The 19588-nt window shown below is 69.8% G+C and carries 18 protein-coding genes; 10 read left to right on the top strand and 8 right to left on the bottom strand.

What is annotated here, in order from left to right; all coding sequences use genetic code 11:
- The first annotated feature begins 65 nt into the window (after nt 1-65).
- Entirely contained in the window at nt 66-530 is a 465-nt protein-coding gene (locus ACIQ9G_RS19660; protein WP_403610892.1) for a MarR family winged helix-turn-helix transcriptional regulator, read from the top strand.
- Nucleotides 531-566: 36 nt separating this feature from the next.
- Entirely contained in the window at nt 567-1019 is a 453-nt protein-coding gene (locus tag ACIQ9G_RS19655) for a GNAT family N-acetyltransferase (protein WP_403610890.1), read from the top strand.
- Between the two features lie 151 nt (nt 1020-1170).
- Here ACIQ9G_RS19655 and ACIQ9G_RS19650 read toward each other — a convergent pair whose 3' ends face one another.
- Nucleotides 1171-2556 carry a serine hydrolase domain-containing protein gene (locus tag ACIQ9G_RS19650; protein WP_403610886.1) on the bottom strand — a complete coding sequence of 462 codons (1386 nt, stop codon included), beginning with the start codon at nt 2554-2556 and terminating at the stop codon, nt 1171-1173.
- A gap of 116 nt (nt 2557-2672) precedes the next feature.
- The gene (gene dnaB / locus ACIQ9G_RS19645) at nt 2673-4151 is read right to left on the bottom strand and encodes a replicative DNA helicase (protein WP_403610883.1); all 1479 of its coding nucleotides are present in this window, start codon (nt 4149-4151) and stop codon (nt 2673-2675) included.
- Nucleotides 4152-4610: 459 nt separating this feature from the next.
- Between dnaB and ACIQ9G_RS19640 the strand changes: the two genes are divergently transcribed.
- Nucleotides 4611-5951, top strand: coding sequence for an MATE family efflux transporter (locus ACIQ9G_RS19640; protein WP_403610880.1), 1341 nt, complete (start codon nt 4611-4613; stop codon nt 5949-5951).
- Between the two features lie 145 nt (nt 5952-6096).
- On the opposite strand, the gene rplI is transcribed toward ACIQ9G_RS19640, so the two are convergent.
- From rplI to rpsF, 4 genes are all read right to left on the bottom strand, one after another.
- A complete protein-coding gene (gene rplI, locus ACIQ9G_RS19635; protein ID WP_403610878.1) occupies nt 6097-6543 on the bottom strand; it encodes a 50S ribosomal protein L9 in 447 nt (148 codons plus the stop codon).
- An 18-nt stretch (nt 6544-6561) separates the two neighbouring features.
- The gene (rpsR, locus tag ACIQ9G_RS19630; protein ID WP_003949403.1) at nt 6562-6798 is read right to left on the bottom strand and encodes a 30S ribosomal protein S18; all 237 of its coding nucleotides are present in this window, start codon (nt 6796-6798) and stop codon (nt 6562-6564) included.
- A 57-nt stretch (nt 6799-6855) separates the two neighbouring features.
- On the bottom strand, nt 6856-7455 hold the full coding sequence (locus ACIQ9G_RS19625) for a single-stranded DNA-binding protein (RefSeq protein WP_403610875.1): 600 nt from the start codon (nt 7453-7455) through the stop codon (nt 6856-6858).
- Nucleotides 7456-7533: 78 nt separating this feature from the next.
- Nucleotides 7534-7824, bottom strand: coding sequence for a 30S ribosomal protein S6 (rpsF, locus tag ACIQ9G_RS19620; RefSeq protein WP_006141322.1), 291 nt, complete (start codon nt 7822-7824; stop codon nt 7534-7536).
- A 272-nt stretch (nt 7825-8096) separates the two neighbouring features.
- On the opposite strand from rpsF, the gene ACIQ9G_RS19615 reads away from it, so the two are divergent.
- From ACIQ9G_RS19615 to ACIQ9G_RS19605, 3 genes are all read left to right on the top strand, one after another.
- Complete coding sequence (locus ACIQ9G_RS19615) at nt 8097-8402, top strand: hypothetical protein (protein WP_356181356.1); 306 nt, start codon at nt 8097-8099, stop codon at nt 8400-8402.
- 238 nt (nt 8403-8640) lie between these two features.
- Nucleotides 8641-9762: a peptidoglycan bridge formation glycyltransferase FemX gene (femX, locus tag ACIQ9G_RS19610; protein WP_402432687.1), complete on the top strand. Its 1122-nt coding sequence runs from the start codon at nt 8641-8643 to the stop codon at nt 9760-9762.
- Between the two features lie 86 nt (nt 9763-9848).
- On the top strand, nt 9849-10880 hold the full coding sequence (locus ACIQ9G_RS19605) for an alanine racemase (protein ID WP_392195953.1): 1032 nt from the start codon (nt 9849-9851) through the stop codon (nt 10878-10880).
- A 94-nt stretch (nt 10881-10974) separates the two neighbouring features.
- Here ACIQ9G_RS19605 and ACIQ9G_RS19600 read toward each other — a convergent pair whose 3' ends face one another.
- Both ACIQ9G_RS19600 and ACIQ9G_RS19595 read right to left on the bottom strand, forming a co-directional pair.
- Complete coding sequence (locus tag ACIQ9G_RS19600) at nt 10975-12483, bottom strand: glycosyltransferase family 87 protein (RefSeq protein ID WP_403610871.1); 1509 nt, start codon at nt 12481-12483, stop codon at nt 10975-10977.
- A gap of 254 nt (nt 12484-12737) precedes the next feature.
- Complete coding sequence (locus ACIQ9G_RS19595; protein WP_403610868.1) at nt 12738-15428, bottom strand: transglycosylase domain-containing protein; 2691 nt, start codon at nt 15426-15428, stop codon at nt 12738-12740.
- Nucleotides 15429-15780: 352 nt separating this feature from the next.
- Here ACIQ9G_RS19595 and ACIQ9G_RS19590 point away from each other — a divergent pair, with 352 nt between their 5' ends.
- The 4 genes from ACIQ9G_RS19590 (at nt 15781) to ACIQ9G_RS19575 (ending at nt 19547) form a co-directional block, all read left to right on the top strand.
- On the top strand, nt 15781-16464 hold the full coding sequence (locus tag ACIQ9G_RS19590; RefSeq protein ID WP_403610866.1) for a helix-turn-helix transcriptional regulator: 684 nt from the start codon (nt 15781-15783) through the stop codon (nt 16462-16464).
- A gap of 45 nt (nt 16465-16509) precedes the next feature.
- A complete protein-coding gene (locus ACIQ9G_RS19585; protein WP_403610863.1) occupies nt 16510-17592 on the top strand; it encodes an inositol-3-phosphate synthase in 1083 nt (360 codons plus the stop codon).
- An 82-nt stretch (nt 17593-17674) separates the two neighbouring features.
- Nucleotides 17675-18937 (top strand): MFS transporter, encoded by a 1263-nt coding sequence (locus ACIQ9G_RS19580; RefSeq protein ID WP_403610861.1) that lies wholly within the window; start codon nt 17675-17677, stop codon nt 18935-18937.
- A gap of 127 nt (nt 18938-19064) precedes the next feature.
- Nucleotides 19065-19547 (top strand): hypothetical protein, encoded by a 483-nt coding sequence (locus ACIQ9G_RS19575; protein WP_403610859.1) that lies wholly within the window; start codon nt 19065-19067, stop codon nt 19545-19547.
- Nucleotides 19548-19588: the final 41 nt, after the last annotated feature.

Genomic DNA, 19588 nt, shown 5'->3' with positions numbered 1-19588 from the left:
AGCGACGGATATTTCGAGGCTGCTCTATCCTGGGGACAGCCGCTCCGGGACGGAGGAGAACGCCCATGACAGCGACGGATCCCGCGCTCACCGCCCTCGCCCAGGGCTGGTGCGCCCTCTCCCTGCTGCACGGGAGGATCGAGGCGCACATCGAGCGCGCCCTGCAGTCCGCTCACGACTTGAGCGTGCGCGAGTACTCCCTGCTCGACGTGCTCAGCCGGCAGCACGACGGCGAGGGAGGCCATCTGCAGATGAAGCAGGTGGCCGATGCGGTCGTCCTCAGCCAGAGCGCCACCACACGGCTGGTCACCCGGCTCGAGGACCGCGGGCTGCTGGAGCGCTATCTGTGCCCCACCGATCGCCGGGGCATCTACACCAACGTCACCGAGGCCGGCCTCAAGCTTCTGGAGGACGCCCGGCCGACCAACGACGCCGCCCTGCGCGAGGCACTCGACGAGGCTACGAAGAACCCCGAACTGGCACCGCTGGTCCGGGCGGTGGAGTCGTTGCACGCACCGGCTCCGGCATGACCCCGCGGGCCGCCGACGGCGCATAGGGTGCGGGGCATGGGAGATCTCGACATCCGCGCCGCCGTCACCGACGACATCCCCGCCCTCGTCGCCCTGCTCGCGGACGACCCGCTCGGCGCGCAGCGCGAGTCCCCGGACGACCTCACCCCGTACTTCGCCGCTCTGGAGCGGCTCGGCGCCGATCCGAACCAGCACCTGGTCGTCGCCGTGCGCGAAGGGCGCGTCGTCGGCACGCTCCAGCTCTCGATCATTCCCGGACTCTCCCGCCGTGGCTCGACCCGGTCGATCATCGAGGCGGTCCGTATCCATGCCGACGAACGCGGCAGCGGCCTGGGCACGCGGCTCATCGAGTGGGCGATCGACGCCTCACGGCGCCAGGGCTGCCGACTGGTCCAGCTGACCTCGGACACGACACGCACCGACGCCCACCGCTTCTATGAGCGGCTGGGGTTCCAGGCCTCCCATGTGGGCTTCAAGCTCCAGCTCTGACCACTCTGGCCACGGGCCCGCCTCCGCATCGGATCGGCCCGGTCGGCAGGTCGGTCGGTCGGGAAGTCGGCAGGCAGGTGCCCAGAAGCAGCGAAGCGTCCTGTTTCACGTGAAACAGGACGCCCGTCGAAGGGATCGGGCAGTGGCCGCGTCAGCCGATCCCGCGCCACCCCTTCGCGTCCACCCCGCCGGGCACCGGCGCCGTCTCGTCGTACGGCTGACGCGTGAAGACGAACGATCCGAGGTCGAGGTGGCTCACCGTCCCGTCGGGGCGTCGTACCGCCCGCAGAACCTCGCCGGCGTAGTACCCCTCCAGACCGGTCCACGTCCCGTCACCGTTCGCCCGGAACCGCGAACGGCGGCCCGTGCCGGAGAGCGGCTCCAGCGAGACCAGCCCGTCGGCCGTGATCCTCAGGGCGACGCCCTGGGTCCCCCAGTACCACTGCCCCGCCAGTTCCAGCACGGCCGGATCGACCTCCCGCAGCGGCCGCCAGGGCTCCGGGATCCGCGGCTCCGCCTCGGCGACGATCCCGACGAGCTCGGCGCCCACGGTCGACACCAGTGGACCCTGTGTGCAGTTGGCCAGAACGACGGCGGCGACATCGTCCTCCGGGCTGAAGGTGAGGCAGGCGAGAAAGCCCGGCAGCGACCCCGTGTGCCCGACGAGCAGGCGTCCGTCCATGCGCCTCAACTCCAGCCCGAGGCAGTACGCATAGCCGGTGGCCACGTCGACGGCCTCGGGCGGAGCGGCGGGGGTGCGCATCTCGTGCAGGGAGGCGGCACCCAGCACCCGGTCGTCCCCCTTGGCCAGAAAGGCGGCGAACCGTGCCAGGTCGCCCGTGGTGGACCAGAGTTGCCCGGCCGGTGCCATCCGGCCGAGATCCTCGGCGGGCTCGGGGAGCAGCACATCGGCCCAGGGGTGCACGGCCCAGCCCCCCGCATGGGGCGCCCGAGGTCGCACAGACGTGCGATGCAGGCCCAGGGGTGCGAGCACTTCCCGCCGAAGAACCTCCTCCCACGGCGCCCCGCGCAGCTTCTCCACGAGGGCGCCCAGCAGGGTGTAGCCGGGGTTCGAGTAGTGGAACCGCCGGCCGACGGGATGCACGAGCGGCCGCTCGCCGAGAACGTCGGACAGCTCGGGGCGCAGCGTCCCCGGCGTGCGCTCCCACCACGGGGCGGGGGACTCTGCCGCCAGTCCGCCCGTGTGGGCCAGCAGGTCGGCGATCGCGGCCTCCCCCGCACCGGTGCCCGGCAGATGCTTCTCCAGCGGGTCACCGAGGTCGAGCAGCCCCTCGTCCCGCAGCCGCAGGACCAGCACCGCGGTGAACGTCTTGGTGATCGAGCCGATGCGGTACTGGGTGTTCTCGTCCGGCCCGTGCCCGTCCACCGACGTCCGCGCGCCGTGCCACACCGTCCGCCCGTCCCGTACGACCGCCGCGACGAGCGACGGCGCGCGTCCCTCGCTCTGGGCCACGGCGATTCGGTGCAGCAGTGCCCGGCGCGTACCGGGAAGAAGCTCGTCCTGAGGTGTCGTCATGCCCCCAGTCCACCCGGTGCGACCGCGCACGTCGAGTTCATTTCACCGAGCGCGCCGGGACAGCCGCCCCCGCCGGATCGCCAAGCCGCCGGCGCACCAAGGCACCAGAGCCCCGATCAGGTCTGCGCCATGTCCACGAAGCGCGAGTAGTGCCCCTGGAAGGCGACCGTGATCGTCGCCGTCGGGCCGTTACGGTGCTTGGCGACGATCAGGTCGGCCTCGCCCGCCCGCGGCGACTCCTTCTCGTAGGCGTCCTCGCGGTGCAGCAGGATGACCATGTCGGCGTCCTGCTCGATGGACCCGGACTCACGCAGGTCGGAGACCATCGGCTTCTTGTCGGTGCGCTGCTCGGGGCCACGGTTGAGCTGGGAGAGCGCGATGACCGGGACCTCCAGCTCCTTCGCGAGCAGCTTGAGGTTCCGGGACATGTCCGAGACCTCCTGCTGACGGCTCTCGGCGCGCTTGGAGCCGCCGGACTGCATCAGCTGGAGGTAGTCGATGACGACCAGCTTCAGGTCGTTGCGCTGCTTCAGGCGGCGGCACTTGGCGCGGATCTCCATCATCGACAGGTTCGGGGAGTCGTCGATGTAGAGCGGGGCGGCCGAGACGTCGGGCATCCGGCGGGCCAGCCGCGTCCAGTCCTCGTCGGTCATCGTGCCGGAGCGCATGTGGTGCAGGGCGACCCGGGCCTCGGCGGACAGCAGACGCATCGCGATCTCGTTGCGCCCCATCTCGAGGGAGAAGATGACGCTCGGCAGGTTGTTCTTGATCGACGCCGCGCGCGCGAAGTCCAGCGCGAGCGTCGACTTGCCCATCGCGGGACGGGCGGCGATGACGATCATCTGGCCCGGGTGCAGGCCGTTGGTGAGGGAGTCGAAGTCCGTGAACCCGGTGGGCACACCCGTCATCTCGCCGCTGCGCGACCCGATCGCCTCGATCTCGTCGAGCGCGCCCTCCATGATGTCACCCAGCGGCAGATAGTCCTCGCTGGTGCGCTGCTCGGTGACCGCGTAGATCTCGGCCTGGGCCCGGTTGACGATCTCGTCGACGTCGTCGTCGGCCGCGTATCCCATCTGCGTGATGCGGGTGCCGGCCTCGACCAGCCGGCGCAGCACGGCACGCTCGTGGACGATCTCCGCGTAGTACGCGGCGTTCGCCGCGGTCGGGACGGTCTGGACGAGCGAGTGCAGATACGAGGCGCCGCCGACCTTGTTGATCTCGCCGCGCTTGGTCAGCTCGGCGGCGATCGTGATCGGGTCGGCCGGCTCGCCCTTGGCGTAGACGTCGAGGATCGCCTGGTAGATCGTCTCGTGCGCGGGCTTGTAGAAGTCGTGGCCCTTGAGGATCTCGACGACGTCGGCGATGGCGTCCTTGGACAGAAGCATGCCGCCGAGGACGGACTGCTCGGCGTCGAGGTCCTGCGGCGGAACCCGCTCGAAGGAGGAGCCCGCGCCGTCCCACCCGCCGCTGTCCCGGCCCCGGTCGTGCTGCTCGTCGCGCCCGCGGCCTCCCTCGGGGTGCCGGCGGGAGGCGGGCAGACGATCACTGGGTCCGCTCTCGGCCCACGGGTCGTCCAAGGGCTCGGAAATGCTCACCGAGCGACCTCCTCCCGTCCGCCGAGCGGACCTCGCCGTGCCCCTCTTTTCTACGGCACGGCACTGACAAAACGAGAAGCCAGTCTCCGCTTCTGGCGCGCCACTCTGTGACGGTTCGGAGGCCGGCGAACGGAGCGGGCGCCGGTCCACGGTAGGCCCCCGGGCAGCGTCAGCCAATCTGGTTATCCACAGGCCATGTGGACGAGCGCCCGGATGCTGTGGAGAACTCGGGAAAACCTGTGCACGACCCGGTGGACAGCACTGTGAACAAGCCCTCGCTCCCTGCCGCACCGAGCCTCTGAGCTGCAGTTTTGCCATCCACGGGCTGTGCAGAAGAAAAACTTCCCCGGTCGGACCACATTCGCTTCGAACGGTGCGTACAAGCACACACTCCGAGACACTCAGTAAGGACCTCAGGGGCTTTGCATCTCTTACCTGTGGACGATTACATTGATGCCCATGACACAGGCCCCCGCACGCCCCGCGAGCACCCGGCGCAAGCACGACCGGGAGATCGTCGCGCTGGCCGTTCCGGCCTTCGGCGCGCTGGTCGCCGAGCCACTCTTCGTACTGGCCGACAGCGCGATCGTCGGCCACCTCGGCACGGCACAGCTCGCCGGACTCGGCGTCGCCTCGGCCCTTCTGACGACGGCCGTCAGCGTCTTCGTCTTCCTCGCCTACGCCACCACCGCCGCCGTCGCCCGTCGCGTCGGCACCGGAGACCTCCCGGCCGCCATCCGCCAGGGCATGGACGGCATCTGGCTGGCGCTGCTGCTGGGCGCCGCCGTCATCGCGGTCACCCTGCCCACCGCTCCCGCCGTCGTGGACCTCTTCGGCGCCTCGCCCACCGCGGCCCCGTACGCGACCACGTATCTGCGCATCTCCGCACTGGGCATCCCGGCCATGCTCGTCGTGCTCGCTGCCACGGGCGTCCTGCGCGGTCTGCAGGACACACGGACTCCGCTCTACGTCGCCGTGGGCGGCTTCGTCGCCAACGCCGTTCTCAACGCCGGTCTCGTGTACGGTGCCGGGCTCGGTATCGCCGGCTCCGCCTGGGGGACCGTCATCGCCCAGTGCGGCATGGCCGCGGTCTACCTCACCGTGGTCGTCCGCGGCGCCCGCAAGCACGGTGCCTCACTGCGCCCGGACGCCGCGGGGATCAGGGCCTCCGCCCAGGCCGGCGCCCCCCTGCTGGTCCGCACGCTCTCTCTCAGGGCGATCCTGCTGATCGCCACGGCGGTCGCGGCCCGGCTGGGGGACGCGGACATCGCCGCCCACCAGATCGTCCTGTCCCTGTGGAGCCTGCTCGCCTTCGCCCTGGACGCCATCGCGATCGCCGGGCAGGCCATCATCGGACGCTATCTGGGCGCGGAGGACGCCGAGGGTGCCCGGGCGGCCTGCCGTCGCATGGTGCAGTGGGGCATCGCGGTCGGCGCCGCACTGGGGCTGCTGGTGGCCGTGGCCCGTCCGGTGTTCCTGCCGCTGTTCACGGGCGACCCCGCGGTGACGGACACCGCCCTGCCCGCGCTGCTCGTGGTGGCGCTCTCCCAGCCGGTCTGCGGCGCCGTCTTCGTCCTCGACGGCGTCCTGATGGGCGCGGGCGACGGCCCCTACCTGGCGTGGGCGATGCTGCTCACGCTGGCGGTCTTCACGCCGGCCGCGCTGCTGGTGCCCGCGTTCGGCGGAGGCCTGACCGCGCTGTGGGGAGCGATGACCCTGATGATGGCCGTACGGATGCTGACCCTGTGGCTGCGGGCCCGCTCGGGCCGCTGGCTGGTGACGGGCGCGACGCGCCGCTGAGCGGTTCACGGGAAACGGGGCGGTTTCACGTGAAACATGCGACAGCGCGCACCGCACACCGTTTCACGTGAAACACGGCCATGAAGAAGGGCCGCACCCCATCGGGTACGGCCCTTCTCCTGGCTGTTCAAGCCGGGCGCAGCGGTCAGCCCGCGACGACCTCGATGTTGACCTTGGCGGCCACCTCGGGGTGCAGACGCACGGACGTCTCATGGGCGCCCAGGGTCTTGATCGGCGCACCGAGCTCGATGCGGCGCTTGTCGACCTCGGGACCACCGGCGGCCTTGATCGCCGAGGCGACGTCGGCCGGGGTCACGGAACCGAAGAGACGGCCGGCGTCGCCGGAGCGAACGGCCAGACGGACCTTCACACCCTCGAGCTGGGCCTTGATCTGGTTGGCCTGCTCGATGGTCTGGATCTCGTGGATCTTGCGAGCACGACGGATCTGCTCGACGTCCTTCTCGCCACCCTTGGTCCAGCGGATCGCGAACTTCCGCGGGATCAGGTAGTTGCGAGCGTAGCCGTCCTTGACGTCGACGACATCGCCCGCGGCACCGAGGCCGGAGACCTCGTGGGTGAGGATGATCTTCATGATTCGGTCACCCTTCCCTTAGCGCGCGGTGGACGTGTAGGGCAGCAGCGCCATCTCACGGCTGTTCTTGACGGCCGTGGCGACGTCACGCTGGTGCTGCGTGCAGTTGCCGGTCACGCGGCGGGCACGGATCTTGCCGCGGTCGGAAATGAACTTCCGCAGCATGTTCGTGTCCTTGTAGTCCACGTACGTGACCTTGTCCTTGCAGAAAGCGCAGACCTTCTTCTTCGGCTTGCGCACAGGCGGCTTCGCCATGGTGTTTCTCCTGTGTGATCAAGAAGTGTGGGTACGGCCCACCCTTGGTCCGGGGACCTAGAAGGGGGGCTCGTCCGAGTAGCCGCCGCCGCCGGAGCCGGAGCCGGAGCCGCCGCCCCAGCCGCCGCCACCGCCACCGCCCTGGTTGCCACCGGCGGGAGCGCCGGTCGCCCACGGGTCGTCGGCCGCGCCGCCGCCCTGCTGACCGCCGCCGGGGCCGCCGCCCCAGCCGCCGCCACCCTGGCCGCCACCGCCGCCGTAACCGCCCTGGCCCTGGCCCTGACCACCGCGGCCGGTGGTCTTGGTGACCTTGGCCGTGGCGTTGCGCAGGCTGGCGCCGACTTCCTCGACGTCCAGCTCGTAGACCGTGCGCTTGACGCCCTCGCGGTCCTCGTAGGACCGCTGCTTCAGCCGGCCCTGCACGATGACGCGCATGCCTCGCTGGAGCGACTCCGCGACGTTCTCCGCCGCCTGACGCCAGACCGAGCAGGTCAGGAACAGGCTCTCGCCGTCCTTCCACTCGTTCGTCTGACGGTCGAAGGTGCGGGGCGTGGACGCGACACGGAACTTCGCGACCGCCGCACCGGAGGGGGTGAAGCGCAGCTCGGGGTCGTCGACAAGATTGCCGACGACCGTGATGACGGTCTCGCCTGCCATGGGGGAACCTCTCGGCGGGTGTGCTGCTGGCTGCTTGGTGCTGCTACTCGAATCCCGGGATCAACTGAGCGGGAGAGCTCAGTGGGTCTCGGGACGGAGGACCTTGGTCCGGAGGACCGACTCGTTCAGGTTCATCTGGCGGTCGAGCTCCTTGACGACTCCAGGCTCGGCCTGCAGGTCGATGACCGAGTAGATGCCCTCGGGCTTCTTCTTGATCTCGTAGGCGAGACGACGACGACCCCAGGTGTCGACCTTCTCGACCTTGCCGCCGCCGTCACGGACGACGGACAGGAAGTTCTCGATCAGCGGAGAGACAGCGCGCTCCTCGACGTCGGGGTCGAGGATGACCATCACCTCGTAGTGACGCATGTGGAACCCACCTCCTTTGGACTCGGCGGCCACGGTCGTTCCGTGGCAGGAGGGTTGTGATGCGTACGCAACGGTATCGGCCGCCACTGACAATCGGAGGCGGCCGACGGAATCGCCAGGCGCCGCGAGGGTGCCTGGACAGAGACCGATGCAGACGTTACAGACTACCCTCACCCCCGCTTCCGGTTGAAATCGGGCCCCAGGACCCGTCAACCTGGACACGACGGGTGTGTAAGGCGCTACGATGCGCCGCCCTTCGCAGGAGGTGCCCGATGGCACAGACGTTGCGACCCAACACCGCCACCGGCGGTGGACTCCTCTCCACGGACGGCAAGCCCCATCCCGTCCAGGACACCCTGCTCGCGGTGACCCTGGCGCTGGGCCTGACGGCTGTCGTCGCCGCGTGGTTCCCCGGTCTTCACGCGCTGAGTTCCTGGGCCGGCCTGGTGGGCATACTCACCGGCGCGTACGGCCAGTGGATCTCGGAGACGACACGGGAGCGCTTCGGGCTGATCATCGGCCTCGGCGCCTCCGCGGTCGGCTTCGGACTCGGCCTGGCCTGGGGCGGGTTCTTCTGACGCCGCACACCCCCCTCCACCACAACATCACGGACACCGTCCGCAGGGCATGAGGCGCCGTCCGCCGGATCTCCGGACGGCGCCCCACGCCGGCCCACCGCACGCCCCCGGCCGGACCCCGGGCCGGGGGGAAGGCACCGCACGGTCATTCGGGCCGCGGGCCAGGCGCAGTAGGCTTCGGCGCGAGAGCCGGAGCCCCTGACCCCATGGGGACAAGCCAGCCCGAGGAGCGCCCCGAATGACCCTGACCTTGAGGACCATCAGTCGAGAGCAGCATCTGGCCTACATCCAGAGCCTGCCCGCGGCGAGTCACATGCAGGTCCCGGCCTGGGCGGACGTGAAGGCGGAGTGGCGTTCGGAACACCTCGGCTGGTTCGACGACCGCACCGGCGAACTGGTCGGGGCGGGCCTCGTGCTGTACCGCCAGCTGCCCAAGATCAAGCGGTACCTCGCCTACCTGCCCGAGGGCCCGGTCATCAACTGGTTCGCGCCGAACCTGGACGACTGGATCCAGCCGATGCTGGCCCACCTCAAGCAGCAGGGCGCCTTCTCCGTGAAGATGGGCCCGCCGGTGATCATCAGGCGCTGGAACGCCGAGTCCATCAAGAGGGGCATCCAGGACCCGGACATCAAGCGCCTGCGCGACCTGGAGGCCGACTTCATCGAGCCCCGCGCGTTCGAGGTCGCCGACAAGCTGCGCCGCATGGGCTGGCAGCAGGGCGAGGACGGCGGCGCCGGCTTCGGCGACGTCCAGCCGCGCTACGTCTTCCAGGTGCCGCTCGCGAACCGCTCCCTGGAAGAGGTGCACAAGAACTTCAACCAGCTCTGGCGGCGCAACATCAAGAAGGCCGAGAAGGCCGGCGTCGAGGTGGTCCAGGGCAGCTACCAGGACCTCGAGGAATGGCAGCGGCTGTACGAGATCACGGCCGTGCGCGACCACTTCCGGCCCCGCCCGCTGTCGTACTTCCAGCGCATGTGGACGGCCCTCAACTCCGAGGACCCCAACCGGATGCGGCTGTACTTCGCCCGGCACAACGGGGTGAACCTGGCCGCGGCGACCATGCTGATCGTCGGTGGCCACGTCTGGTACTCCTACGGTGCCTCCGACAACATCGGCCGTGAGGTCCGGCCCTCCAACGCCATGCAGTGGCGGATGCTGCGTGACGCCTACGCGCTCGGCGCCACCGTCTACGACCTGCGTGGCATCTCCGACTCGCTGGACGAGACCGACCACCTCTTCGGTCTGATCCAGTTCAAGGTGGGCACCGGCGGACAGGCGGCCGAGTACCTCGGCGAGTGGGACTTCCCCCTGAACAAGCTGCTCCACAAGGCGCTCGACATCTACATGTCCCGGCGCTGAGCCCCGTCCCCCGTCCCCTCTTCACCACAGCTGACCACCGCAGCTGACCACCGCAGCCACCAGAAGGAAAGGTTCCAGGTCCGGCCATGGCGCTCACGCTCTACGTCGACACCGCGCGCTGGCGGGCGCACCACAAGCACGTGCAGGAGCAGTTCCCGGGCCTCGTACCGGTCTGCAAGGGCAACGGCTACGGCTTCGGGCACGAGCGGCTGGCGGAGGAGGCCACGCGCCTGGGCGCGGACGTCCTCGCCGTCGGTACGACGTACGAGGCCGCCCGGATCAAGGACTTCTTCGGCGGCGACCTGCTGGTGCTGACGCCGTACCGGCGCGGCGAGGAGCCGGTGCCGCTGCCCGACCGGGTGATCCGGTCGGTGTCCTCGGTCGACGGGGTGTACGGCCTCGTCGGCGCCCGTGTCGTCATCGAGGTGATGTCCTCGATGAAGCGGCACGGCATCAGCGAGCAGGACCTGCCCCAGCTGCACGCCGCCATCGAGAACGTCCGGCTGGAGGGCTTCGCCATCCATCTGCCGCTGGACCGCACCGACGGCTCGGACGCCGTCGAGGAGGTCATCGGCTGGATGGACCGGCTGCGCGCGGCCCGGCTGCCGCTGCACACGATGTTCGTCAGCCACCTCAAGGCCGACGAACTGGCCCGGCTCCAGCAGCAGTTCCCGCAGACCCGTTTCCGCGCCCGGATCGGCACCCGGCTGTGGCTGGGGGACCACGACGCCACCGAGTACCGCGGCGCGGTCCTGGACGTCACGCGCGTGACCAAGGGCGACCGCTTCGGCTACCGGCAGCAGAAGGCCGCCTCCGACGGCTATCTGGTGGTCGTGGCGGGCGGTACGTCGCACGGTGTGGGCCTGGAGGCCCCCAAGGCGCTGCACGGCGTCATGCCGCGCGCCAAGGGCGTCGCCCGCGCCGGCCTCGCCACGGTCAACCGGAACCTCTCGCCGTTCGTCTGGGGCGGCAAGCAGCGCTGGTTCGCGGAGCCGCCGCACATGCAGGTCTCGATCCTGTTCGTGCCCATGGACGCCCCGGAGCCGAAGGTCGGCGACGAGCTGGTGGCCCATCTGCGGCACACCACCACGCAGTTCGACCGGCTCATGGACCGCTGAGGTCCCATCGGCACGAAAGGCCGTACCCGGAACGCCCGGTGTACGGCCTTTCGCATGCGGTCGGGGCTGCAGGGGGCCTTCGTCCCCCGTTCGCTCAGAGCGAACCTTCTCCGGGGGAGGCCACGGCCCGGGTGCCCCACTCCACCTGCGGCCCGGCGAAGTGGGCCGCGTGGCGCCGCGGACGGGCCGCCGTGCCGAGCACGAAGACGTCCTCCGCGCCGTCGAGCACACCGCCCGAGGGGTCGTCGTCCCCGGCCCGGCGCACCACGTCCCGCTCCGGCATGAGGATGTCCCGCACCACGACGGCGCACAGGTACAGCGTCCCCAGCAGGTGCACGCCGATGGCCCAGTGGTAGCCGTCGGTCGGCAGCCCCTTGTGGGCGTCCCCGCTGGTCGTGTACGCGAGGTACATCCAGATCCCCAGGAAGTACGCCACCTCGCACGCCTGCCAGACCAGGAAGTCCCGCCACCGGGGCCGGGCCAGCACGGCCAGCGGCACCAGCCACAGGACGTACTGCGGCGAGTAGACCTTGTTGGTGAGGATGAAGGCCGCGACGATCAGGAAGGCCAGCTGGGCGAAGCGGGGACGGCGCGGAGCGGTCAGCGCGAGGGCCGCGATGCCCACGCAGCTCAGCAGCATCAGCAGGGTGGCGAGCGTGTTGACGGTGTCGGTGCTGAGCGGGCTGCTGGAGTTCTGGGCGAGGATCAGCCAGAAGGAACCGAAGTCGACACCGCGCTCCTGGCTGAACCGGTAGAACTTCGACCACCCCTCGAAGGCGAACAGCATCACGGGGAGGTTCACCACCAGCCAGGCCACGGCGGCGCCGCCGAACGCCCGGCCGAACTCCCGCCACCTGCCCGCGCGCCAGCACAGCATCAGCAGCGGGCCGAGCAGGAAGACCGGATACAGCTTGGCGGCCGTGGCGAGCCCGAGCAGGACGCCGAAGGCGAGGGACCGGCCGCGGGACCACATCAGCATCGCCGCGGCCGTCAGGGCGACCGCCAGCAGGTCCCAGTTGATGGTGGCGGTCAGGGCGAAGGCGGGCGCCAGCGCGACCAGCAGACCGTCCCAGGGCCTGCGCGCGTGGGTGCGGCTGACGCAGACGGCGATGACGGCCGCGCAGGCCATCAGCATCCCCGCGTTGACCATCCAGTACCACTGCTCCTGGTGCTGGATGCTGCCGCTGCCGGGCGTGAGCCAGGCGGCCACCTCCATGAACACGCCGGTCAGCACCGGGTATTCGAGGTAGTCCATGTCGCCGGGGAGCTTGTCGAAGTACGGCACGAGCCCCTCGGCGAACCCGCGCCCCTGGTAGAGGTGCGGGATGTCGGAGTAGCAGGCCTTGGTGTACTGCGAGCCGGCGCCGAAGAACCAGGCGCCGTTGTAGCAGGGCGCCTTCTGGACCAGGCCGAGGGCGAACATGCCGATCGCCACGAGCGCCACGACCCGTACCGGGGTCCACCAGGACGTCCCGAGCAGGGCGAGCCGCCCGACGGGTCCGCCGATCAGCTCGCTGCCGGCCGCGGCGACCGGGTCCTCCCCGGTCGGCCGCACCGGGTCGGTCTCGGGCACGCTCGCTTGCGTCGATTCAGCACCGGTCATGCCGCACATCCTGCCGTACGCGCCTGAGCGGGACCCCGCGCACGCCGTTCTCCGCGGCCGCCCGGCAGGGAACCCGGGATCCGGCACGGATCCACAGCGCGGAATCACGGCACGGAACGCCGGCACGAAACCTGGGCACGGAACCACGGAGCGGAAAAGGGCAGGGCCCCCGGATCGGATCCGGGGGCCCTGCCCTGTCGTGCCGGCGCGGGTGCAGCGCCACGGTGGCCGGCCGGGGGACCGGCCGGCCGGGGTCAGCCCGTACTGCCTCCGAAGAAGCCGCCGTTGCCGTTGCCCCGGGTGGTGCCCGTGGTGCTCGTGTCCGTGATCGTCGGCGTCGGACTGGTGCCGCCGTCGGTGGTACCGCCGTTGCCGTTCTGTCCGCCGTTGTTGCTGCAGCCGAAGAAGCCACAGCTGTCGCTCGGCGAGGGACTCGGGCTGGTCTGGGTCTCGCTGGGCGTGGGCGACGGGCTCGGGCTCGTCTCCTGGCTCGGCGTGACCGTCGGGGTCGGGGTCGGGCTCGGCGGGGCGTTGACGACCGTGCCGATGGGCTCGGGCGCCGGGAACGGCACCGCCGGCTGGCCCTTGAGCGCCTCGGCCATGTAGTCGTGCCAGATCTGGGCCGGGAACGAGGCACCGTGGATCTTCTTCTGCCCGCCCGTTCCGTACATCTTCAGGAAGGTGCGCGACTTGTTCTCCGCGTTGTCGTCCATCCGGAACATGCTGATCGCGGTGGACAGCTGCGGGGTGTAGCCCACGAACCAGGCGGACTTGTTGCCGTCGGTGGTACCGGTCTTGCCGGCCACGTCACGGCCGGGCAGCTGGGCGTTGGTACCCGTGCCCTTCTCGACCACGGTCTTCAGCACGTCGGTGACGTTGTCGGCGACCTTGGAGGTGAAGGCCTGCTTGGTCTTGTCCTCGTGCTTGTAGCGCGTGCCGTCCTTGTCCTTGACCTCCTTGACCGAGAACGGCTCGTTCTGCTTGCCGCTGGCCGCGAAGGTGGCGTACGCCCCCGCCATGCGGATCGCGCTCGGGTCGGAGATGCCGATGGAGAAGGAGGGGTAGCTGGTGCCGGCCAGGCTGTTCGACTTCAGGCCCGCGTCGATGGCCGACTCCTTGACCTTGTCCAGGCCGATGTCCATGCCGAGCTGCACGAAGGCGGAGTTCACCGACTCCCGCATCGCCTCACGCAGGTCGATCTGGTGCTGGGGCGGGGTGCCGTAGGACTGGTTGCCGTCGTTGGTCTGCAGCCACTCCTCGCCCTTCTCGTTCTTCCAGACCTCGCCCCGGTAGTCCTTGATCTTGAGCTTGTTCTGGCCGCTGAACAGGCTCTTCGGGGAGACCTGGGTGCGCTCGTCCTGGGGCTGGTCCTCGGGGCCGTCGGGGTTGCGCACGCCCCACTTCATGGCTGCGGCCAGCACGAACGGCTTGAAGGTCGAGCCCACCTGGGCACCGGTGGCGTCGGCGTTGTCGGTGAAGTGCTTGGTGGCGTCCTCACCGCCGTAGATGGCCGCGATGGCGCCCGTCCTCGGGTCCACCGAGGCGCCGCCGAACTGGACGTGGGTATCGGTGTCCGGACGCAGCTTGGGCTTGATGTTGCCCTTCTGCACCTTCTCCACCGCGGCCTTGAGGGCGTTGACCTTCTTCTTGTCGAAGGTCGTGTAGATCCGGTACCCGCCCCGCTGCAGCTCGTTGGCGGAGATGTCGGTGTTGTTGATGATGTAGGCCTTGGCCAGGTCGACCAGATAGCCGGTCTGGCCGCTCAGCCGGGTGTTCGACCGCGGGTTCTGCACCTTGGGGAGCGTGGTGTACTTGGCCCGCTCCGTGGCGCTCAGATGCCCGTACTCGACCATCTTGGTGAGCGTGTCCTGCATCTGGCTCAGCGCGCGTTTGCTGTTGGCCTGCTCGGTGGCGCTCGGGTCGATGGAGGTCGCGCCCGCCGGGTCGTAGTACGTGGCGCCCTTGAGCGTCGCGGCCAGGAAGGCGCACTCGCCCGGGTTCAGTCTGATGGCGTCCTTGTTGAAGTACGCGCGCGCCGCCGCCTGGATGCCGTAGGCACCGCGGCCGTAGTACGCCGAGTTCAGGTAGCCGGCCAGGATCTCCTTCTTGGGGACCGTGGCGCCCACCTTGATGGAGATGAAGATCTCCTTGAACTTACGGGTGATCGTCTGCGACTGGTCGTCCAGCCGCGCGTTCTTCACGTACTGCTGGGTGATGGTGGAGCCACCCTGCGTCTGACCGCCCCGGGCCATGTTCAGCACGGCGCGGGCGATGCCCTTGGGGTCGACGCCGCTGTCGCTGTAGAAGGTCTTGTTCTCCTGGGAGATGACCGCGTTCTGCATCGCCTCCGGAATCTCCGAGAGGTTCACGATCTGGCGGTTCGTCTCACCACCGGTCGCGACCATCTGGGTGCCGTCGGACCAGTAGTAGACGTTGTTCTGTGCCTCCGCGGTGTCCGCGACGTTGGGCACGCTCACCATGGCGTACCCGATGCCCGCGACCGCCACCAGGCTCCCGACGAGGCCGATGAACAGGCCGGTCACGAGCTTCCAGGACGGCATCCAGCGACGCCATCCGTACTTGCCCGCGCGCGGGTAGTCGATCATCCGCTTGGCGGCGGGAGGGGCGCTGCGGCCCCTGCCGCGCCCGGGGCCGGCCGGCTCGGGCGCACGGCGGCGGCCGCCGCCTCTCTGCGCCGCGCGCCTGGCCTCGGCACGACTGCCGTACGCGGGGCCCTCATCCCCCATGCCACGGGGCCCGGCGCCCTGGGAACCCGCCCCGTAGGGACTGGATCCATGGGAACTGGGCCCATAGGAGTCGGCGGAAGATCCGGTGGCGCCTCGCGGTGCCGCGCGGCGGCCGGAGGGCGAACCGGACTGACCGCGTCGGGCCGCGGCACGTCCGCCTTCCTGCGGCTGCGGCGGTTTGCGACGGTGCTCGCTCATCGAACGATTACTCCTCGGGCAGGCGCACCCTTGCGCGCCTGGAAACGGCGGCTGGTTTCCGGTCCCCCCGAAGTACGGATGTGGTCGGTTGCGCATTCACCCGTACTGCACCGAGGACGAGGACGTCCCCAGGAGTCTCTCGGTTCCCGGTGGTGTGCATGGCGCACAGACTACGCACCGCCAAAACCTCCCGAGCCCCCGAGTTCACCCCAAATCAGGCAACTCGCCTGCAACGAAACGGTGATGTGATCCCGTTCACCATGTGCCCTCTTGTCGCGGCCGGACGACCGTTCTATCGTCGTGATGTATCGAGTCGATACATCAGCGCGAGATAAGGACGAGAGGGGCGACGATGAGCCGACGTTCCGGCATCCTCGAGTTCGCCGTGCTCGGCCTGCTCCGCGAGTCTCCGATGCACGGCTACGAGCTGCGCAAACGCCTCAACACGTCACTGGGTGTGTTCCGTGCCTTCAGTTACGGGACGCTCTACCCCTGCCTCAAGACGCTCGTCGCGAACGGCTGGTTGATCGAGGAACCGGGCAGCACCCACGAGGACGCCCTGGCCGCTCCCCTCACAGGACGTCGCGCCAAGATCGTCTACCGGCTGACGGCGGAAGGTAAGGAGCACTTCGAGGAGCTGCTCTCGCAGGCCGGCCCCGACGCGTACGAGGACGAACACTTCGCCGCCCGCTTCGCCTTCTTCGGGCAGACGTCGCGGGACGTGCGCATGCGCGTACTGGAGGGCCGCCGCAGCCGGCTGGAGGAGCGCCTGGAGAAGATGCGCGCCTCCCTGGCGCGCACCCGGGAGCGCCTCGACGACTACACCCTCGAGCTCCAGCGCCACGGGATGGAGTCCGTGGAGCGCGAAGTGCGCTGGCTGAACGAGCTCATCGAGAGCGAGCGGGCCGGACGGGACCTGAAGGGTTCCGGCCCCGGGGGATCCGCTCAGCAGGACACCACATCTGGAGCGACGGGCGGCCTGCCCCGGTCCGGGGAGTCGCCCCGGCCGGATACGCCCGACGACACCGCCACGTGAGGTCCCGTCGGGACCTCACCGAGTACACACAGGGAGCAACCGCCAATGGGTTCGGTTCGCGTAGCCATCGTCGGCGTGGGCAACTGCGCCGCGTCGCTGGTGCAGGGCGTCGAGTACTACAAGGACGCCGACCCGGCGTCCAAGGTCCCGGGCCTCATGCACGTGCAGTTCGGCGAGTACCACGTGCGTGACGTCGAGTTCGTCGCCGCCTTCGACGTCGACGCCAAGAAGGTCGGCCTCGACCTCGCGGACGCCATCGGCGCCTCCGAGAACAACACCATCAAGATCTGCGACGTGCCGAACACCGGCGTGACCGTCCAGCGCGGCCACACCCTCGACGGCCTCGGCAAGTACTACCGCCTCACGATCGAGGAGTCCGCCGAGGAGCCGGTCGACGTCGTCCAGGTCCTCAAGGACAAGCAGGTGGACGTCCTCGTCTGCTACCTGCCCGTGGGTTCCGAGGACGCGGCGAAGTTCTACGCGCAGTGCGCCATCGACGCCAAGGTCGCCTTCGTCAACGCCCTCCCGGTCTTCATCGCTGGCACCAAGGAGTGGGCGGACAAGTTCACCGAGGCGGGCGTCCCGATCGTCGGTGACGACATCAAGTCCCAGGTCGGCGCCACCATCACGCACCGCGTCATGGCGAAGCTGTTCGAGGACCGCGGTGTCGTCCTGGACCGCACGATGCAGCTGAACGTCGGCGGCAACATGGACTTCAAGAACATGCTCGAGCGCGAGCGCCTGGAGTCCAAGAAGATCTCCAAGACGCAGGCCGTCACCTCCCAGATCCCCGACCGGGAGCTCGGCGAGAAGAACGTCCACATCGGCCCGTCCGACTACGTGGCCTGGCTGGACGACCGCAAGTGGGCCTACGTCCGCCTCGAGGGCCGCGCCTTCGGCGACGTCCCGCTGAACCTGGAGTACAAGCTCGAGGTGTGGGACTCCCCGAACTCCGCGGGCGTCATCATCGACGCGCTGCGCGCCGCGAAGATCGCCAAGGACCGCGGCATCGGCGGCCCGATCCTGTCGGCGTCCTCGTACTTCATGAAGTCCCCGCCGGTCCAGTACTTCGACGACGAGGCCCGGGAGAACGTGGAGAAGTTCATCCGCGGCGAGGTCGAGCGCTGAACACGCTCGTGATCGCGGGTCCTTGAGGGTCCCCGGGGGATCATCCCCCCGGGGACCCTTCCCGTATGTGAGGCTGAGCCCCATGCCCGTCGTCCGTGACCTGCGCGTCCTGCTGCGTTTCCGGGACTTCCGGCGCCTGCTGTCCGTGCGGCTGCTCTCCCAGGGCGCCGACGGCGTGTACGAGACCGCGCTCGCCACCTACGTCGTCTTCTCCCCTCAGCGGCAGACCTCGGCCGCCGCGGTCGCCTCCGCCATGGCGGTACTGCTGCTGCCGTACTCCCTGGTGGGACCCTTCGCCGGAGCCCTGCTGGACCGCTGGCGGCGCCGCCAGGTGCTCCTCTACGGCAACCTGACCCGCGCGGCGATGGCCACGGTGACGGCGGTGCTGATGGTCGCCGCCGTCCCGGACTGGCTGTTCTACGTCTCCGCACTGTGCGTGACCGGCGTCAACCGCTTCGTCCTGTCGGACCTGTCCGCGGCGCTGCCCCGCGTGGTCGACGGGGAGCGCCTGGTGATCGCGAACTCCCTGTCCCCGACCGCCGGGTCACTGGCCGCCTTCGCGGGCGGCGGGCTCGCCTTCGCGGTCCGGCTGGTGGCCGAGGACTCCGACGCGGCCGTGGTGCTGCTGGGCGCCGCGCTGTACCTGTGCGCGGCCCTGGTGTCGCTGCTCATGGCGCCGGAGCTGCTGGGCCCCGACCAGGAGCTGATCCAGCCCCGGCTGGGCGCGGCGCTGCGGGGCACCGCGCGCGACCTGGCGGCGGGCGTGCGGCACCTCGCGGCCCCGCCGCGCCGGGAGGCCGCCTGGGCGCTGGCCTCGATGACGCTGATGCGGTTCTGCTACGGCGCGCTGACCGTCATGGTGCTGATGCTGTGCCGGTACGGGCTGACCTCCCACCCGCAGGAGGGGCTGCGCCTGCTGGGCCTGGCGCTTGGCGCCTCGGGCGCCGGGTTCTTCGCGGCGGCGGTCGTCACTCCGTGGGGAGCGGGGCGGCTCGGCCCCGCCCGCTGGATCGTCGTGTGCGCGGCGGCCGCGGCGGTCCTGGAGCCGGCCCTCGGCCTCCCCTTCGCCGTCGGGCCACTGCTGGTGGCGGCCTTCGTGCTGGGACTGACCACCCAGGGCGCGAAGATCGCCACGGACACGGTCGTGCAGTCCACGGTCGAGGACGGCTTCCGCGGCCGTATCTTCTCCGTGTACGACGTCCTGTACAACGTCTCCTTCGTCGGCGCCGCCGGCGTCGCCGCGCTGATGCTCCCGCCGGACGGGCGCTCGGCCGCACTGGTGATCACGATCGCCGTGATCTACGGCGCGGTTGCGGCCGCTATGGCCCGCTTTGAGCGCTGGTAAGTGTCACATCAGAGCTACAGAGTCCGCCTCGGCTGCCGCGTTGTCAGTGGGGACCGGTAACTTACGTGCGTCTTATTCGCGCCATGTCCGCGTCAGCGGCGCCGCCTCATTTCCAGGGGGACCCCAAGTGACCGTTCCACCGCCTGCCCAGGGCCAGAACCCGTACGCCCAGGCGCCCACCGGGCAGCCCGCCGCCCCGGGTACGCCGCAGCAGCCGTACGCTCCGTTCCCGCAGCAGCAGGGCGCGCCGGTCCCCCCGCCGCCGCCCTCGGCCGGCAAGCGCGCGGGCAAGAAGGCGCTGCGCATCGTCGGACTGATCGTCGTCGCCGTCATCATCGGCCTCATCAAGTTCGGTGCGGGCTGGTTCTTCACCCGCGACGACGCGGAGACCACGTCGGTGGGCTCGTGCATGCACAACGACGGCTCGTACTCCAAGCCCGACCTCCAGGATGTCGACTGCTCCTCCAGCGGCGCCCAGTACAAGGTGGTCCAGAAGTTCGACAACTCCACCGACGAGTCCCAGTGCAAGACCGTCACGGACTCGACGATCTACTACGTGCAGTCGGGCAGCGGCCATGACGTGGTGCTGTGCCTGAAGGAGACCAAGTAACACCTCGGTCCCCCATGACGAAGGGGCGATGTTTCACGTGA

The sequence above is a fragment of the Streptomyces sp. NPDC096152 genome (assembly GCF_044763235.1).
GTDB lineage: Bacteria > Actinomycetota > Actinomycetes > Streptomycetales > Streptomycetaceae > Streptomyces.
This window is presented reverse-complemented; position numbering and strand designations above follow the sequence as displayed.

What these genes read in the sequence shown, in the direction of transcription:
- ACIQ9G_RS19660 (WP_403610892.1), top strand. Translation starts at nt 66, where the DNA reads ATGACAGCGACGGATCCCGCGCTCACCGCCCTCGCCCAGGGCTGGTGC.
- ACIQ9G_RS19655 (WP_403610890.1), top strand. Translation starts at nt 567, where the DNA reads ATGGGAGATCTCGACATCCGCGCCGCCGTCACCGACGACATCCCCGCC.
- ACIQ9G_RS19650 (WP_403610886.1), bottom strand. Translation starts at nt 2,556, where the DNA reads ATGACGACACCTCAGGACGAGCTTCTTCCCGGTACGCGCCGGGCACTG.
- ACIQ9G_RS19640 (WP_403610880.1), top strand. Translation starts at nt 4,611, where the DNA reads ATGACACAGGCCCCCGCACGCCCCGCGAGCACCCGGCGCAAGCACGAC.
- rplI (WP_403610878.1), bottom strand. Translation starts at nt 6,543, where the DNA reads ATGAAGATCATCCTCACCCACGAGGTCTCCGGCCTCGGTGCCGCGGGC.
- rpsR (WP_003949403.1), bottom strand. Translation starts at nt 6,798, where the DNA reads ATGGCGAAGCCGCCTGTGCGCAAGCCGAAGAAGAAGGTCTGCGCTTTC.
- ACIQ9G_RS19625 (WP_403610875.1), bottom strand. Translation starts at nt 7,455, where the DNA reads ATGGCAGGCGAGACCGTCATCACGGTCGTCGGCAATCTTGTCGACGAC.
- rpsF (WP_006141322.1), bottom strand. Translation starts at nt 7,824, where the DNA reads ATGCGTCACTACGAGGTGATGGTCATCCTCGACCCCGACGTCGAGGAG.
- ACIQ9G_RS19615 (WP_356181356.1), top strand. Translation starts at nt 8,097, where the DNA reads ATGGCACAGACGTTGCGACCCAACACCGCCACCGGCGGTGGACTCCTC.
- femX (WP_402432687.1), top strand. Translation starts at nt 8,641, where the DNA reads ATGACCCTGACCTTGAGGACCATCAGTCGAGAGCAGCATCTGGCCTAC.
- ACIQ9G_RS19605 (WP_392195953.1), top strand. Translation starts at nt 9,849, where the DNA reads ATGGCGCTCACGCTCTACGTCGACACCGCGCGCTGGCGGGCGCACCAC.
- ACIQ9G_RS19600 (WP_403610871.1), bottom strand. Translation starts at nt 12,483, where the DNA reads ATGACCGGTGCTGAATCGACGCAAGCGAGCGTGCCCGAGACCGACCCG.
- ACIQ9G_RS19595 (WP_403610868.1), bottom strand. Translation starts at nt 15,428, where the DNA reads ATGAGCGAGCACCGTCGCAAACCGCCGCAGCCGCAGGAAGGCGGACGT.
- ACIQ9G_RS19590 (WP_403610866.1), top strand. Translation starts at nt 15,781, where the DNA reads ATGAGCCGACGTTCCGGCATCCTCGAGTTCGCCGTGCTCGGCCTGCTC.
- ACIQ9G_RS19585 (WP_403610863.1), top strand. Translation starts at nt 16,510, where the DNA reads ATGGGTTCGGTTCGCGTAGCCATCGTCGGCGTGGGCAACTGCGCCGCG.
- ACIQ9G_RS19580 (WP_403610861.1), top strand. Translation starts at nt 17,675, where the DNA reads ATGCCCGTCGTCCGTGACCTGCGCGTCCTGCTGCGTTTCCGGGACTTC.